This window comes from Streptomyces sp. NPDC025638, assembly GCF_055558775.1.
This window is the reverse complement of sequence record NZ_JBVHLX010000030.1, coordinates 48,113-61,357: the sequence shown is the minus strand read 5'-3', so window position 1 is coordinate 61,357 and position 13,245 is coordinate 48,113. Positions and strand designations below refer to the sequence as shown.

The window sequence follows — 13,245 nt, the reverse complement described above, 5'->3', positions numbered from 1 at the left end:
CGCAGCCATCGCCCCGCACTGGCGCACCGCCCCGATCAACCCACCGGTCAAGGTCCCACGAAGCTGGGACCCAATCCCTTAAGTCACTGGTATTGCCTTTAACCTCGATGTTTCGTGACGGTCCGTCGGTTCTTCCGGTGGGCCGTTTCGGCTTGTCGGGTGATGGTGAGCATGGTGACGGCCCGACTGTCGCGTCGGGTGAGCGCGGGGTTCCACGGCTCCGGGGCGTTCAGCTGCTCGTCGGGGTGGGTCGCTTTGCTGGTCAGTCGGGGTTCGGCAGGGCCTGGAGTCTGGTGAAGGCGCTGGTGATCGTGTCGATCCAGGGCCAGTGGCGGGCTATGCGGAGGATGCGTCGGCGGCCGGTGGTGACCAGGCGCGCGGCGGCGGAGAACAGCCGCAGCCGCATGTGCTTGGGCTCCCAGCGTCGGGCGGTACCGGTCATGGCAAGCATCGGCATCCAAGCCAGGAGGTCCAGAGCGATCTGGACGATCTCCAGCCAGAACTGGTTCTGCGCGGTCTGGTGCAGGGGCAGGTTGCGCAGGCCGGTGTCGCGGGCGGCGCGGATCCGGTCCTCGGCGCGGGCGCGCTGACGGTGCCGCAGTTCCAATGCGGCGATCGCGGTGCCGGCGGTGTTGGTGGCGAAGCAGGTCAAGCGCATCCCGTCGGCGTCGGTGAACAGCAACCGGGCGCCGGGATGGGGCCGTTCCTTGCGTACGATCAGCCGCGTCCCGGTCGGCCGGCCCTTGAGGACGTCGCCGGCCAGTTCGGCCACCCAGGCACCGTCGCGGCCTTGGCCGTCGGGCTCGACCGCCGCCGTCCAAGCCGAGGTCGGGACCCGCAGCACCGCGTCGTGGACAGCGTCGGTGACCGTCATCCCGACCGAGTAGGACAACCACCGCCCGCGCGTGGCCAGCCAGTCAAGGAACTCATGGGTGCCGCCGATGGAGTCGGTGCGGATCAGGGTCTGTCGACCGCGCCGGTACTTCATGGGCAGCTGGGCCAGGGCCATCTTCGTCGTGGCGATGTGGTCGGCTGCGGTGTTGCTGCCCGCGTTGCCAGGCCGCGGCAGCCCCGCCACCGGCTCCCCGGACCCGGCCGTCCCGTGGTCGACGAACGCGACCAGCGGATGGTGCCCGAACGTCCGCTTCCAGGTCGCGGCGGCGTCCTGCTTCTCCGAGTGCGCCAGGACCAGCACACCGTCTATGTCCACGATCACCTGCCCGTTCGCGTCGGGGGCATCAGCCTGGGCCAACTTCCATGCCCGCTCACGAACTTCGGCCCTGGCTCGGCGGATCGCGGTCAGCGTGCGGGGGCCGGCCCCGGCCAGGGTGTCCACCAGCCTGGAGACGGTGGGATCGGAGGCCACCGGCCCAAACAGCGCGGGCTCGGCCCGCAGCACCGCCACATCCGACAGGCAGTCGCCGCCTAGCGCCACTGCCAGCGCGAGGTCCAGCAGCACCTTTCCCGGATCGTGCACCGCCCGTGGTTTGCGCCACGGCATCAGCGCCGCCGATATCGCCGTGTCCAATCCCGACTTGCGGACGGTCTTCACCAGCAGCACCCCACCGGCCTGCGAGACCGCCATGCCCCCGCTGCCCTGGACGCGGACAGGCGGATACGACCCGATACCCTTGTTCACCTGGAGAGTGCTTCTTTCCTTGCAGCTGACAGGACCCTCGACAAGTCCCATCGTTGCAGGTCAGCAGCACTCTCCACTTATTTGATCAAGACTCGGACAAGCCCACTCGTGGAAGCGCGAGGCTAATGATCACCGGAGTCACCAGGGAGCCCGCAGCATGACCGGCACCACGGAGGCCCTTAGCGGGTCGGCTGCAGTCGACAATGCAGCACGAAGTGTCACGCGCCCGTTCTACGTATACGCCGTGCTCTCCAACACGCTGTTCCAGCGCGGCGTATTCGTCCTCTTCCTTCAGCAGCGAGGCTTCTCCGCCGAGCAAGTGGCCCTACTGCAGACACTGCTCTTCCTGGTCAGCGGACTTGCGGAGTTGCCGACGGGAGTCATCGCCGACCGAATCGGCAGGCGTGCCAGCATCGTGATCGGGCAGCTGCTGGTAGCTGGATGCCTGCTCGGCCAGGGGACGTTCTCCAACTACTGGGTGTTCCTGGCGCTGTTCCTCGGGCAGGGCGTGGGCATGGCATGTGTGTCCGGCTCGGACACCGCCCTGCTGTACGACCTGCTCGTGCGTCGTGGTGCAACGGCCAGCTACGTCAAGATCAAGTCCCGGTTCACCATGCTCGGGACGGTCACCTCGGGAGCCGCCATCGTCCTCGGCGGCCAACTGCAGCAGATCTCCTGGGGAGTCGTCTACGTCGGTTCGGCGGCGTGCCTCGTCCTGGCCGTGGTGGTGCTGATGTCACGGGTGCCCGAGATCCGCGGCGCGGACGCGGTGGACGAGCAGGACGGAGCCGAGGAGCACGGCGACGCCACAGCATGGCGGGCGATGCTTCGGGTCGCCACCCCGGCGCTCGTCACGCTTGTCGTGGTGTCCGGATTGATGCATGCGACTTTGACGCCGTACATCATTTTTACGCAGAAGACCCTCTCCGATCAGGGAGCGGGCACCGCATTGGTCAGCGTGGTCATATCGGCGGGATTCTTCGCCGGCGGGCTCACTCCGCTGCTGTCGGACCGGGCGGACCGGCGCATCGGGTATCGGGTCATAGTCCCGGTGTCCCTCCTGACGCTCGCCGCGGCACTCGGCCTCAGCGGCCTCGGCCTTGTCCGGGTCACCATCGCCGCGTTCCTGGCCTTGGTCGGGATTCCCGAGATCACCGCCGTGATCGTGGACAACGTGTTCAACGAGGCCGTGCCGTCGCGCCACCGGGCGAGCCTGCTGTCGATGATCGCATTGGTGGAGTCGGTGCTCATCGGCATCGGCTATCTCGTCCTCGGCGCGCTCATGGACGGGCTGGGCTCCAGTGTGGGCATGGCCACCTACGCCGCGGTCCCCCTGCTGGCATGTCTCCTGTGGCTCCCGGTGCTCTTCCGAGGGGCACGGGTGACCTCCGAGATCGAGAAGCCCGCCGACCAAAAGGCATCCTGAAACAGACCATCTCAAGCAACGCCCCTGCCCGATGGAAGGGGCGTTGCTCGTTGACATGTCGCTCCCAGTCGGCCACCCAGGCCCCGTCGCGCACCCAGCCGTCCGGTTCGACGGCCGGAGTCCAGGCCGAGGCGGGGATCTGCAGGACCGCGTGGTGGATCTGCTCGGTGATGGTCATGCCGACCGAGTAGGACAGCCAACGCCCCCGCTGGGCGAGCCAGCCCACGAACGCGTGGGTGCCCCCGGCCGAGTCGGTGCGGACCAGGGTGCGGCGCCCGCGCCGTTGGCACTGAGGGAGCTGAGCCAGCGCTTGCTGGGCGACGGCGATGTGGTCGGCGGCCGTGTTGCTGCCTGCGTTGCCCGGCCGCAGCAGCGCGGCGACCGGCTCCCCGGACCCTGCGCGGCCGTGGTCGACGAACGCGACCAGCGGATGGTGCCCGAACGTCTTCTTCCATGTGGGCCGCGCGTCCTCCTTCTCCGAGTGCGCGACGATCAGCACCCCGTCGAGGTCCACGACCACCTGACCGTTCGCGTGCGGGGCCCGCTCCCCGGCCAACTGCCAGATTCGGTCGCGGACTTCGGCCCTGGCCCGGCGGATCGCGTCCAGGGCGCGGGGGTCGGCCCCAGCGAGGGCGTCGACCAACCGCCGTTTGGTGCCTGCGGCGGTGACCCGCACGACGGGTGTGTGGCCGCGTCGGCCCCAGGTGCGGCCTTTGGGCGGCCTCAGGCACTGGCCGGCTTCGTCCTCGGAGCAGAGCCAGGCGCCCAAGTCCGCCGCCCTCTTTTTATGACGGGCCACTGCTCGTCCTTCCAAACGGCGATCTTCGCCTCGTCCCGCTCGGTGGCCTTGCGGGAGGGGACCTGCACGCTCCAGCCGATGCGGTGCAGCAGCAGGTCCAGCCCGGCCAGGGTGTACTCGACGCCGAACCGGCGGTGCACGGTCTCGGCGATCCGGCCCGCTACGTCTTCCTCCACCCCGTTGCCCGACCTCTTCGACGACTGGGGCAACCAGGTACGCGGCTGCGTCGCCCTCCTGCTTGCCCTGGCGGGAACCGACCCCGACGCCCCCGACCTCACCCAACTGGCCGGTGAACTCCTGGTCAAAAGCCGGGACTTCGCCCGGCTGTGGGAACGCTACGACGTCAAGGGCCGATCCCATGGCCGCAAGGCCTTCCATCACCCCGAGGTCGGCGACCTCACCCTCGGCTACCAGTCCATGGAGCTGGAGGGCATACCAGGGCATCGCCTGGTCACCTACTACGCCGAGCCGGGCACACCGGAATACGACGCCCTCGTCCTCCTCGACATTCTCGGCTCCCAACCGTCAGCGGTCGGCACAGCGAAGGCGGAGCGTACGCCGGGGGCACAGGACGATGCCGCGGCATCCCCGTCCTGACACCCGTGTCCGACCTGTTCCCACCGTTCCGGAGCCGCCTCTGAGCACTCCTCTGAGCCGGTGGGCTCGTGGCCGTTTCCGGGAGCTGGAGGAGAGCTCTCACATCTACGGCCAAGGGCCGGATCCCTTATGTATCCCGTTCAGCAAAGACGCTGGATCGTTGGGCGCATCCCGCCTTACGGTGGCGCCATGAGCAATCACGCGGAAGCGCCTGTCGCGCCCGTCGAGGCGTATGAACCCCCCTACTACGTGGCTGTCTTCACTACGGTGCGAACCCAGGACCAGAGCGGCTACAGCGAGACCAACGCACGCATGGAAGACCTGGTGAAGGGCGTCCCTGGGTTCCTGGGGATGGACCACGCGCAGACTCCTGGTGGGCTGGGCATTACCGTCGGGTACTTCCGCGACGTCGACGCCCTCACCCAGTGGCGGTGCAACGCCGAGCACCTCGCGGCGCAAAAGCGCGGGCAGGCCGAGTGGTACCAGAGCTACACGCTGCATGTGGCGAAAGTGGAGCGGAGCCACGGGTTCATGCGAGCGAAGGTCCCGCAGAGCCCGACAGCAGGCTGACCAACCAAAGCCACCTCAGCGACCGTCGCGCCACAAGCTCGCATCGAACGGGCCGGCGTGCCCCTCAAGAGCCAGATAGAGCGCCGCATCAGAGAACTTTCGTCCTGTTGTGACGGGATGCCACCGTTCGAATCCTGGTCCGGCAAGCGCCGTCACGCCAGGCTGTCCGGGTGACAGAACGAGTACGCGTCCGGGAGATCGAAGACGACGAGGGCAAGCGCCTGCTGCGGATCTGCAGGGAATGGTGCGCTCGGTTGGCGCTTGGATGTCGGGAGCCTGAACGGTCGCGTTCGGGTTCTGGGCGACGGCTGCGGGCGGGCCCTTCTCCGTCCGTACCAATGACCATCGAGTGGTCGTCCCTCTTGTGCGTTCGCCGAGTGGCATCGTGCCTCGCGCGGCGTGATGGTGGTGGGAAGGACGGCCGCAGCGAAAGGTGTGCCGTCCCAAGTGATGCACAGACCCGAATGGACCAATGGTGGTGAGCGGGGAGCGTCAGAGCTGAGTCTTCATGCCAAGGATGGCTCACCTGTGGAGGAGCCCGGACACGGAAGTAGTGGTACATGCCTTCGATTCCTGCCCCTGCCGAGGACGACCCCGTCGTTTCGGAACAAGGGAGAGAGGTCACCGACGTCATCAGCCTGACCTCGAAGAGCACCGGCATCAGTCGGGTCGCCGTCGGAAGTGGCGACACGAGCATCGGTGATCAGATCATCATCACTGCGGACCTCTTCCGTGATGGCCTTGCATACGGGACCGAGGCGGCGGTATGCACGCGCGTGGCGGCGGACACCACCCACTGTGTGGGTACCTTCGCCCTTCCCCAAGGCCAGCTGACGTGGCAGCACATGCAGACCACCCCTGTCGGCACGCCGCCTGAGAACTTTTGCGTTGCCATCACCGGCGGCACCGGCCTGTATGCAGCAGCACGTGGCTTTGCCCGCATCGCCCACACCGCCCAGGCGGGCGGCGAGCTGACCCTGTATCTCTCGTACTGACCACCCGCTGCCTGGCATTGGCCAGACGCAGGCGGGCAGAGGCGTGCCGCCGAAATCGCCCGTCTCCACCGGCAGTGGCCGTGGATTGAGCGCAGCTACGAGCAGGTCAAGGACGCACCCGGCTGGGCCGACTTACAAGTCCGCTCCGAGCGTGCCGTCCGTCGGCGACGCGTTCCTCGTCGTCTGTCTGAATCCGGGCCGGATTTTCGGTGCCTGTGCCAGGTCCTCCAAGGCGGACAGCCGAACCACTACGGGCAGGAGAGCGTGGTCACTCGTTACCGCGGACCACGGTGACAGGGCAGTGTGCGTGATGGAGCAGGGCCTGGCTGACCGAGCCGAGCAGCAGGCCGGTGAAGCCGCCGCGTCCGCGTGCGCCGGCCACGACCAGCTGGGCGTTGTGGCTTGCGTCGATCAGGGCCGTGCGGATCCGGGAGCGCAGCAGGCGCCGCTCCACGGCGACCTGGGGATAGCGGCCCTGCCACGGGGACAGTGTCTCGTTCAGCAGGTGCTGCTCCTCGGCACGCAGCCGCTCGATGTCGACCACCATGTTCAACTGGTCGCCGGGCCCTTCGTAGGCCCGTTCGTTCCAGGTGTTCCACACGTGCAGGGCCAGCAGGTCCGCATCGCGCATGGCTGCCTCGGCGAAGGCGAAACCGACGGCTTTCTCGCCCGCCGGTGAGCCGTCCACCGCCAGCAGCACCGGACCTGTCGGGTTTGGCCCGCCCCGTACCACGAGCACGGGACAGCGGCCGTGGGCGGCCAGGTGCACGGCGGTGGAGCCGAGCAGCAGGCTGCCGAATGCGCCCAGGCCGCGGCTGCCCACCACGACGAGTGAGGCGGTGCGCGACTCGATCTCCAGCACCATCAGCGGCTCGCCGACGGTGACCTCGCGGATGATGTCCAGGTGCGGCGCGGCCTCGCGGGCCCGCTGTTCGGCGGTGGCCAGAGTGCCGTCCACCAGCTCACGCACCCCCGCCGCGGCAGGGGTCCAGGGCGGCACACCGGGCGGTGGGTGGATCGAGGGCCACCCGAAGGCGTGCACCAGCCGCAGGCCGGTCCCGCGCAGTGCGGCCTCGCGTGCTGCTGTCCCGACCGCGTCCAGGCTGGACGGTGAGCCGTCGACTCCGACCACGACCGGTTGAGTCATTGCCGCGCCTCCCTGTCGAGCGACCACTGCTGCCTGCCTGTCCGGTTTCCCTTCCAGCCTCTGCCAACATGCCACGCGGCGCATCGGGCCGCCACGGCTCATCGGCCAAGCAGTGCCGTTTCATGCGTCGGCGCGAGGCCGGTCTCGTTGCCGGGCGCCCTCCGACGGCGCCGAAAGAACCGGCCGGGGCACCGTTGGGCTTCGCGGCGGGCAGTGCGGGCGGTCAGCCGCACCGGGTCGCGCGGCGTGCGTCCGGGACGGGCCAAGACGACCAGAGCGGGCGCTGGTGCAGTGCGTCACCCGCTGATGTGTCCACGTTCACGTGCGCACTGGCGGTGACCTGTCCAGGATGACGATGCCGGTCACGGCCAGGGCCGCGCTGGCTTTATTCACGAGTCGTGGCTCTGGTCCACTTCGTGCGGTCGCGTGACTCTCGGTTACGCCAACAGGACTCGTTTGCGCAGGAGATCGAATCCTGCGAGGCCGAACATCTGGCGCTTGAGCATCTTGATCCGATTGACATGACCCTCCACGACGCCGGAGTTCCAGGGCGGTGTGAGGCCCGCGGTGACGGCGTCGAGGTCGCGTTCGAGGTGTTGGGCGAAGCTCCGGAGGCTGGGCAGTTCGGTGGTGGAGATAGCCGATTCGATCCAGGTCGGCAACTGGTCACCCTGGAGGTGAGCGACCATGTGCCCGAAGGAGCGCACGTGCTCGGCAAGTGCCGTCAGCTCGCGGCAATTGGCCAGGACGGCTTTGAGCTGGAGCCGGTCGCCTTCGGGTAGGGCGTCGGGGTGGGTGAGGATCCAGCGCGTAACGGCCCAGGCTGACGGCGGGCGGGGGCCGACCGGTTGCGGTTTGCCGCGAAGCGTCCTGCTGACGTAGGCACGGACACTGGCGTAGCCGCAGGGACAGCCCTGTTCCCTGATCTCCTCCCACAGTTTCCAGGCGTTGGTGCAGCCTTCCTGCCAACGCTGATCGAGGTAGGGCTTGTCGCCATCGAGCCTGGTCGCACGGCTTTGCCACTGCCTGGTGAACATCTCCTCCGCAGTAGCGGCGCGGGGAGGAACGCAAGATCGTGTTGAGGGTCATCCCGAGCAGCCTGGCGACGGACCGCTTGCTGTGCCCGGCGGCGAGGAGAGCGTGGATGGTGGGGCGCTTGGCGCGGGTGCGTTCGGCGAACCGGTGTCCTGTCGGCCAGGGCGACGCAGCTGGCTCCGCCTCTTCCTGCGGTTCCTCAGGCTGGGCCGGCGTGGGACGCAAGCAGCCACGGTGCCGGTAGACGTACTTCTCGGCGGCTTCGCCCAGGTTGTGCCAAGATGCCATCGGTCGGCGACCTGGAGGGCCTGCGGGGCGCCGCGGGTGGCACCTTCGGCGAGGAAGGGCGCCCGGTCACGGCAGACGATCTCGATGCCGGGCCGCTCGGCGAGCCAGGCCGCGAGCGTGTCCGCTTCCCGATCGGGAAGGAGGTCGACCGGGCGACGCGTCTCGACGTCGACGAGCACGATTCCGTAAGGGCCCTTGCGCTGGGCGTACTCGTCCACGCCGACCACGCGGGGTACTGCGGTGGCCGGGTCCGGAAGCGAGGCGATCAGCCTCAACAGGGTGTTCCGACCGGAACCTTGAAGGCGTCCGTCATCCGGGCGCCGGCCCGGCCCGCGAGCGCAAGACCGACCGACACCAGCATCGACTGCAGCCGCTCGGTCCGTCGCCCGAACCTGCGGGTGAGACCGGGTACTTGCTCGGCGAAGGTGATGCGCTCGCGGGATTCCTCCTCGCAGACGAACCTCCGCACCCGCAACGACACCACGACGAACTTGCCCGCCGTCGGCAGATCACGAGGAAATCGCAGGTAGGAGCCGTGTATTCGCCCCGACCAGCACCCCGGACAGGCCGCCCGCCCCGCGGTCGTAGGGGCGACCGTGTCGATCACCTCGACCGATTCCACCAACACGCCCTCGACCGAGGAAAACAGCAGCTCGTTCAACTGCGGCAGCACTTCGTTCACGGCGAAGGACAGTCGACCACACCACCATCCAGCCAGGCGATTTTCGGGCGAACTCTAGTGGTTGTAGGCGGTCAGTGCGCGCAAGGCCGGCTGGCCGCGCATGAACCTGACTCCACTCATCAGGGACCCGGTTGGAATCGATCACCCAGGGAACCGGGAGGCGCTCTACCGGCGGACCGCCGAGATCAGTCCGCCGGGCCGCTCCTCTCGCTGCGGCGGGGTGCTGATCGGGCGACCGTAGGCGGCAGCGCGCTCGCGCAGGGTGTGGCTGTCGGCCTCCCAGCCGTGCCCGGCCAGCCAGCCCACCGGGTCGTCGGGCATCTCCGAGACCCACATGGACGCCGCCGATCCCGGCACGGCGTCCGCGCCGAAGCGCTCGATCACGCCGCGCGAGCCCAACGTCAGCCCCATCCGACTGACTGCCGCCGACTGCGCGCTGATCCGGGCCAGCAGCAGCTCCACCGCGTCCTCGGGCAGATAGATCAGCAGTCCTTCGGCGATCCACACGGTCGGCAAGGCCGGGTCGTGCCCTGCGGCGGCCAGCGCGCCTGGCCAGTCCTCACGCAGATCCACCGCGACGGTGATCCGCTCGCAGCGTGCGACGGCCCGCTCCTGGCGCAGCACCGAAGCCTTGAAGTCCAGTGGCGCGGCGGTGTCGACCTCGAACAGCCGGGTGCCCTCGGGCCAGTCCATCCGGAAGGCCCGGCTGTCCATGCCGGCGCCGAGCAGCACGACCTGCCGGACCCCGGACGCGGAGGCCTGCTGCAACAGGTCGTCGAGGAACTTCGTCCTGATGACGATGGAGAACGACACGGCCAGCCGGCGGCGTCGCGCGGCCTCGTCATCGGGCAGCGGCGGCAAGGAGGGCCACAAGCCGCCGGCGGTGGCGAAGGCCTGTGCCAGTGGGTCGCGGAACAACGCGTTCACCCGCTCGGTCTCCAGCGCCCGCACCCTGGCCACCCCCACCGCCGTGGCCCACACTCCCGACGGCTGCACCCGCTCCTGCTCATCAGTCACCGCGCCAGCCTAGATGATTGATTCCAAGGGGCCCGATGAGGGGAGCCAGGTTCATGCGCGGCCAGTCAGTCATGCGCGCACTGACCGCCTACGACCGCTAAAACCACCATGAGGCGAAGATCAACAGTCACCCTGTGTACGCGACCACACGAAGTGGACCAGAGCCTAAGATCTGACGTCACTTCTCATGAACATCCACGGCCCCGCTGACCGCCCATAGGCACCCAAACCGATGGACAGACGCTGCTGCTTGAAGTGAACGAATGCCAACGCGATCACCACTGCCCTGGAAGGGATGCGGCTGCTGATCGACGGCGTGCGCCCGCAACTGCCGGACCCGGACGTCGGCCGGGAGGTGACGCCGAAGGAGGCCGGCACGCTGCTCGTCGCCGCCGCACGCGCACTCCAGGGCTTCATCCCCCGCCCGCAGCCGGATGCCGACGAAGCCGAGCCGATGAGTCTGGAGGAGTTGGCCGGCGCGGATGCGTGACAGCCCTTCGCCGACACCCTCAACACAGCCCGTACCGACCATCCTGATGCCCGCGCTGCACTCGCCCAGGCGCTCGCTGATGACGACGAAGAAGGGCACGAGCCGTGAGATCAACGAGGCGAACCACCGACCGCGTGATGCGCCAGGCGTTGGCCGCGACGCTCACCGGTAAGGCCATGACGATCCGCGAGTACCTGGATCTGCCTCAGGCTGAGCAGGACCGCCACCTCGCCGGCCTCATCGCCGAGATGCTGCGCCGCGCCGGCGTCGAGGACGACTTCCCCCAGTCAGTGCTCCTCCACCTCGCGGGCTGTGAGGAGGACCCGTGTCCACGCCACACCAGTGTCGCCCCCCTTTGGCCGACCCGCCTGTCCCGCGTGCACCGAGCGGCACTTCGCAGAACTACGGCGAGAGGCAGAGGAGATCCGCAAGCTGCCGGCTGGCTGTCCACCACGACCACGTCATCTGGTACCCGCGGCCCGGTGGCCACCCGACCCCACCGGCCCGCAGCCATGGCGCCGGCCGAAGGACCTGCCCTGGCCGTGACCCGGTGGGGTCGACCGGCACAACCACGAGCCACAGCCCTCCACAGCTGTCCCCTCGTCCACAGACGCCGTGAGTACGGCCCCGACGATCAGCCCGGACGAGCAGACCGACGTCCTCGTGCTGCTGAACGACTTGGAGTACGAGTAGATATGGATGCGCACCAGCGGCGCACCCGCGCCCTGGCCCTGTGGGCTCGGGTCAGGGACAACGTCCGGACCGTGCCCGCTGACTGCCCCGCCGACCCCCTTCTTCCCCACCTCTTTGGTGTGCCGCGTGCCCGCCCCGTCGGCGGAGTGGTCAACGGGCTCCTTCGGCTGTTGGCCAGGGCAGGGGTGGAGGCCCCGAAGGGGGGCCGAAGAGGGGCGTGGCCGGGTGCCGGCCGAGGACGGCCGCGAGGGCGCCGTCCACGGCTTCCCCATGTTCCCCGTCCAGGTCGAGACGAGCGGCGTTGACGCGCACCACTTCCAGCAGCTCCACCATCTCGCCGGAGCCTGCGTGATCGGTCCGCTCAAGGGCACCGAGAGTGAGCGCCTAGCGGCTTGGGCCAGAGTGCATCCCGTGCCGCACAGAGGGTGGGGCACGGGAGGTGAACATGTCTTTGAGGACCGACCTCTACGCAGATATCACGGGATTCCTCCTGGCCAAGTGCGATGCCGACCCGGATGAACTCTCCGTGGAATCCGATCTGTACTACGACATCGGCATCGACTCACTCGACCTCGTCGCCATGGCGCAGACCCTTCAGGGTGCGTACGGCATCTCGATGGACGACGAGCGCTTTTTCGGTTCGATCCGCACCGTCGGCGACGTCCTGGACTTCGCCGTCTCCAAGATCGAAACCGCAGCAATCGCCTAGATCACGGGGAGACTCTGCATTGCCTGCCTACATCACCGCCATGGGACGTTTCCTGCCCGGGGAACCGGTGCCCAACGAGGAGATCGAGGACTACATCGGCAGCGTGGGCCAAGCGAGTTCGGGGCTGCGCGAACTGACACTCGCCAACTGCGGGATCAAGTCACGGCACTACGCCATCGACAAGCAGCAAAAGACCCTGTTCTCCACCACCGACATGGCGGTCGCGGCGATCCGCCAGGCGGTGGACCGCTCGGATATCACCCTCGACGACATCGACCTCATCGCGGCGGCCACCACCGTCCCGGATCTCATCGCGCCCGGCATCGCCAGCGGCATCCACGGCGAACTGGGCAGCCCACCCTGCGAGATCGTCACCACCCACGGCATCTGCAGCTCCGGGATGATGGCGCTCAAGAACGCCTACCTCCAGGTGGCGGCCGGGGAGAAGAAGAACGCGGTCGCCTCAGCGTCCGAACTGGCCTCGCGTTTCTTGAGGAGCGACCGGTTCGCCGACGTCCGGCCGGTCTCGGACGACGGTGCCATCGCCATGGAGATGGCGTTCCTGCGCTACATGCTCTCGGACGGCGCCGGTGCCGCGGTGGTACAGGACCGCCCGGCGGCCGACGGGGTGAGCCTGCGGATCGACTGGATCTCGCTCACCTCCTACGCCAACACCGAGCAGACCTGCATGTACATGGGCTCGGCCGACAACTCGGCGGAGCAGGTCTGGTGGGACTACCCCTCCGCGTCCGAGGCCGCCGCCGACGGCGCGCTGGCGCTGCGCCAGAACCTGGGCCTGCTGCCGCATCTCGTGCGGGTCGGGGTCAAGGAGTACCAGCGGCTGCTCGACGAGGGCCGCTTCGACCCGGACGAGCTCGCCTGGTTCCCCGCGCACTACTCCAGCGAGCGCATGAAGTCCATGGTGGTCAAGGAGATCGAGCACAAGAAGGTCAGGGGACCCTCCCTCGAGAAGTGGTACAGCAATCTGCCCCGGGTCGGGAACATGGGCTCCGCCAGCATCTACGTGATCCTGGAGGAGATGCTCAGCGAGAGCCTGGTGTCCCCCGGCGACAAGCTCCTGGTGATGGTCCCCGAGTCCGGCCGGTTCGCGGTGTCCTTCGCGCATCTGACGGCCGTATCCGCCGGGGAGGCCTGACG

Annotated in this window: 13 protein-coding genes and 2 pseudogenes; 7 read left to right on the top strand and 8 right to left on the bottom strand. The window is 68.4% G+C overall.

Translation table 11 applies throughout. The features are described from left to right. Positions 1–262: 262 nt before the first annotated feature. The gene (locus ACZ4EG_RS43400) at positions 263–1,639 is read right to left on the bottom strand and encodes an IS1380 family transposase (RefSeq protein WP_467794574.1); all 1,377 of its coding nucleotides are present in this window, start codon (positions 1,637–1,639) and stop codon (positions 263–265) included. A 157-nt stretch (positions 1,640–1,796) separates the two neighbouring features. Here ACZ4EG_RS43400 and ACZ4EG_RS43395 point away from each other — a divergent pair, with 157 nt between their 5' ends. Then, entirely contained in the window at positions 1,797–3,065 is a 1,269-nt protein-coding gene (locus ACZ4EG_RS43395; RefSeq protein ID WP_467794573.1) for an MFS transporter, read from the top strand. Between the two features lie 67 nt (positions 3,066–3,132). Here ACZ4EG_RS43395 and ACZ4EG_RS43390 read toward each other — a convergent pair. Together ACZ4EG_RS43390 and ACZ4EG_RS43385 are read right to left on the bottom strand one after the other, a co-directional pair. Further along, positions 3,133–3,720: pseudogene (locus tag ACZ4EG_RS43390) on the bottom strand (transposase); the annotation flags it as partial. Continuing rightward, positions 3,702–4,019: pseudogene (locus ACZ4EG_RS43385) on the bottom strand (helix-turn-helix domain-containing protein); the annotation flags it as partial. The pseudogenes ACZ4EG_RS43385 and ACZ4EG_RS43390, both read right to left, overlap by 19 nt. A gap of 25 nt (positions 4,020–4,044) precedes the next feature. Here ACZ4EG_RS43385 and ACZ4EG_RS43380 point away from each other — a divergent pair. From ACZ4EG_RS43380 to ACZ4EG_RS43370, 3 genes are all read left to right on the top strand, one after another. After that, complete coding sequence (locus tag ACZ4EG_RS43380) at positions 4,045–4,461, top strand: MmyB family transcriptional regulator (protein WP_467794572.1); 417 nt, start codon at positions 4,045–4,047, stop codon at positions 4,459–4,461. Between the two features lie 189 nt (positions 4,462–4,650). Beyond that, positions 4,651–5,031, top strand: coding sequence for an antibiotic biosynthesis monooxygenase family protein (locus ACZ4EG_RS43375; protein ID WP_467794571.1), 381 nt, complete (start codon positions 4,651–4,653; stop codon positions 5,029–5,031). 560 nt (positions 5,032–5,591) lie between these two features. Next, positions 5,592–6,026 carry a hypothetical protein gene (locus tag ACZ4EG_RS43370; protein ID WP_467794570.1) on the top strand — a complete coding sequence of 145 codons (435 nt, stop codon included), beginning with the start codon at positions 5,592–5,594 and terminating at the stop codon, positions 6,024–6,026. A gap of 268 nt (positions 6,027–6,294) precedes the next feature. On the opposite strand, the gene ACZ4EG_RS43365 is transcribed toward ACZ4EG_RS43370, so the two are convergent. From ACZ4EG_RS43365 to ACZ4EG_RS43345, 5 genes are all read right to left on the bottom strand, one after another. After that, a complete protein-coding gene (locus ACZ4EG_RS43365) occupies positions 6,295–7,173 on the bottom strand; it encodes a universal stress protein (RefSeq protein ID WP_467794569.1) in 879 nt (292 codons plus the stop codon). Positions 7,174–7,610: 437 nt separating this feature from the next. Continuing rightward, positions 7,611–8,210, bottom strand: a complete 600-nt coding sequence (locus ACZ4EG_RS43360; RefSeq protein ID WP_467794568.1) for an ISL3 family transposase — start codon at positions 8,208–8,210, stop codon at positions 7,611–7,613. 48 nt (positions 8,211–8,258) lie between these two features. Next, positions 8,259–8,675 (bottom strand): transposase, encoded by a 417-nt coding sequence (locus tag ACZ4EG_RS43355; RefSeq protein ID WP_467794578.1) that lies wholly within the window; start codon positions 8,673–8,675, stop codon positions 8,259–8,261. A 92-nt stretch (positions 8,676–8,767) separates the two neighbouring features. Beyond that, a complete protein-coding gene (locus ACZ4EG_RS43350) occupies positions 8,768–9,178 on the bottom strand; it encodes a transposase family protein (protein ID WP_467794567.1) in 411 nt (136 codons plus the stop codon). Between the two features lie 165 nt (positions 9,179–9,343). Further along, a complete protein-coding gene (locus ACZ4EG_RS43345; protein WP_467794577.1) occupies positions 9,344–10,159 on the bottom strand; it encodes a class I SAM-dependent methyltransferase in 816 nt (271 codons plus the stop codon). Between the two features lie 331 nt (positions 10,160–10,490). Between ACZ4EG_RS43345 and ACZ4EG_RS43340 the strand changes: the two genes are divergently transcribed. From ACZ4EG_RS43340 to ACZ4EG_RS43330, 3 genes are all read left to right on the top strand, one after another. After that, positions 10,491–10,685 (top strand): hypothetical protein, encoded by a 195-nt coding sequence (locus ACZ4EG_RS43340; protein WP_467794566.1) that lies wholly within the window; start codon positions 10,491–10,493, stop codon positions 10,683–10,685. A 1,138-nt stretch (positions 10,686–11,823) separates the two neighbouring features. After that, a complete protein-coding gene (locus ACZ4EG_RS43335) occupies positions 11,824–12,087 on the top strand; it encodes an acyl carrier protein (RefSeq protein WP_453561430.1) in 264 nt (87 codons plus the stop codon). A 40-nt stretch (positions 12,088–12,127) separates the two neighbouring features. Then, positions 12,128–13,243 carry a 3-oxoacyl-[acyl-carrier-protein] synthase III C-terminal domain-containing protein gene (locus ACZ4EG_RS43330; protein WP_467794565.1) on the top strand — a complete coding sequence of 372 codons (1,116 nt, stop codon included), beginning with the start codon at positions 12,128–12,130 and terminating at the stop codon, positions 13,241–13,243. Positions 13,244–13,245: the final 2 nt, after the last annotated feature.

Excerpts from the sequence above, each read along its gene's own strand:
- ACZ4EG_RS43360 (WP_467794568.1), bottom strand. The coding sequence starts at position 8,210 with ATGTTCACCAGGCAGTGGCAAAGCCGTGCGACCAGGCTCGATGGCGAC.
- ACZ4EG_RS43370 (WP_467794570.1), top strand. The coding sequence starts at position 5,592 with ATGCCTTCGATTCCTGCCCCTGCCGAGGACGACCCCGTCGTTTCGGAA.
- ACZ4EG_RS43375 (WP_467794571.1), top strand. The coding sequence starts at position 4,651 with ATGAGCAATCACGCGGAAGCGCCTGTCGCGCCCGTCGAGGCGTATGAA.
- ACZ4EG_RS43330 (WP_467794565.1), top strand. The coding sequence starts at position 12,128 with ATGGGACGTTTCCTGCCCGGGGAACCGGTGCCCAACGAGGAGATCGAG.
- ACZ4EG_RS43340 (WP_467794566.1), top strand. The coding sequence starts at position 10,491 with ATGCGGCTGCTGATCGACGGCGTGCGCCCGCAACTGCCGGACCCGGAC.
- ACZ4EG_RS43335 (WP_453561430.1), top strand. The coding sequence starts at position 11,824 with ATGTCTTTGAGGACCGACCTCTACGCAGATATCACGGGATTCCTCCTG.
- ACZ4EG_RS43365 (WP_467794569.1), bottom strand. The coding sequence starts at position 7,173 with ATGACTCAACCGGTCGTGGTCGGAGTCGACGGCTCACCGTCCAGCCTG.
- ACZ4EG_RS43395 (WP_467794573.1), top strand. The coding sequence starts at position 1,797 with ATGACCGGCACCACGGAGGCCCTTAGCGGGTCGGCTGCAGTCGACAAT.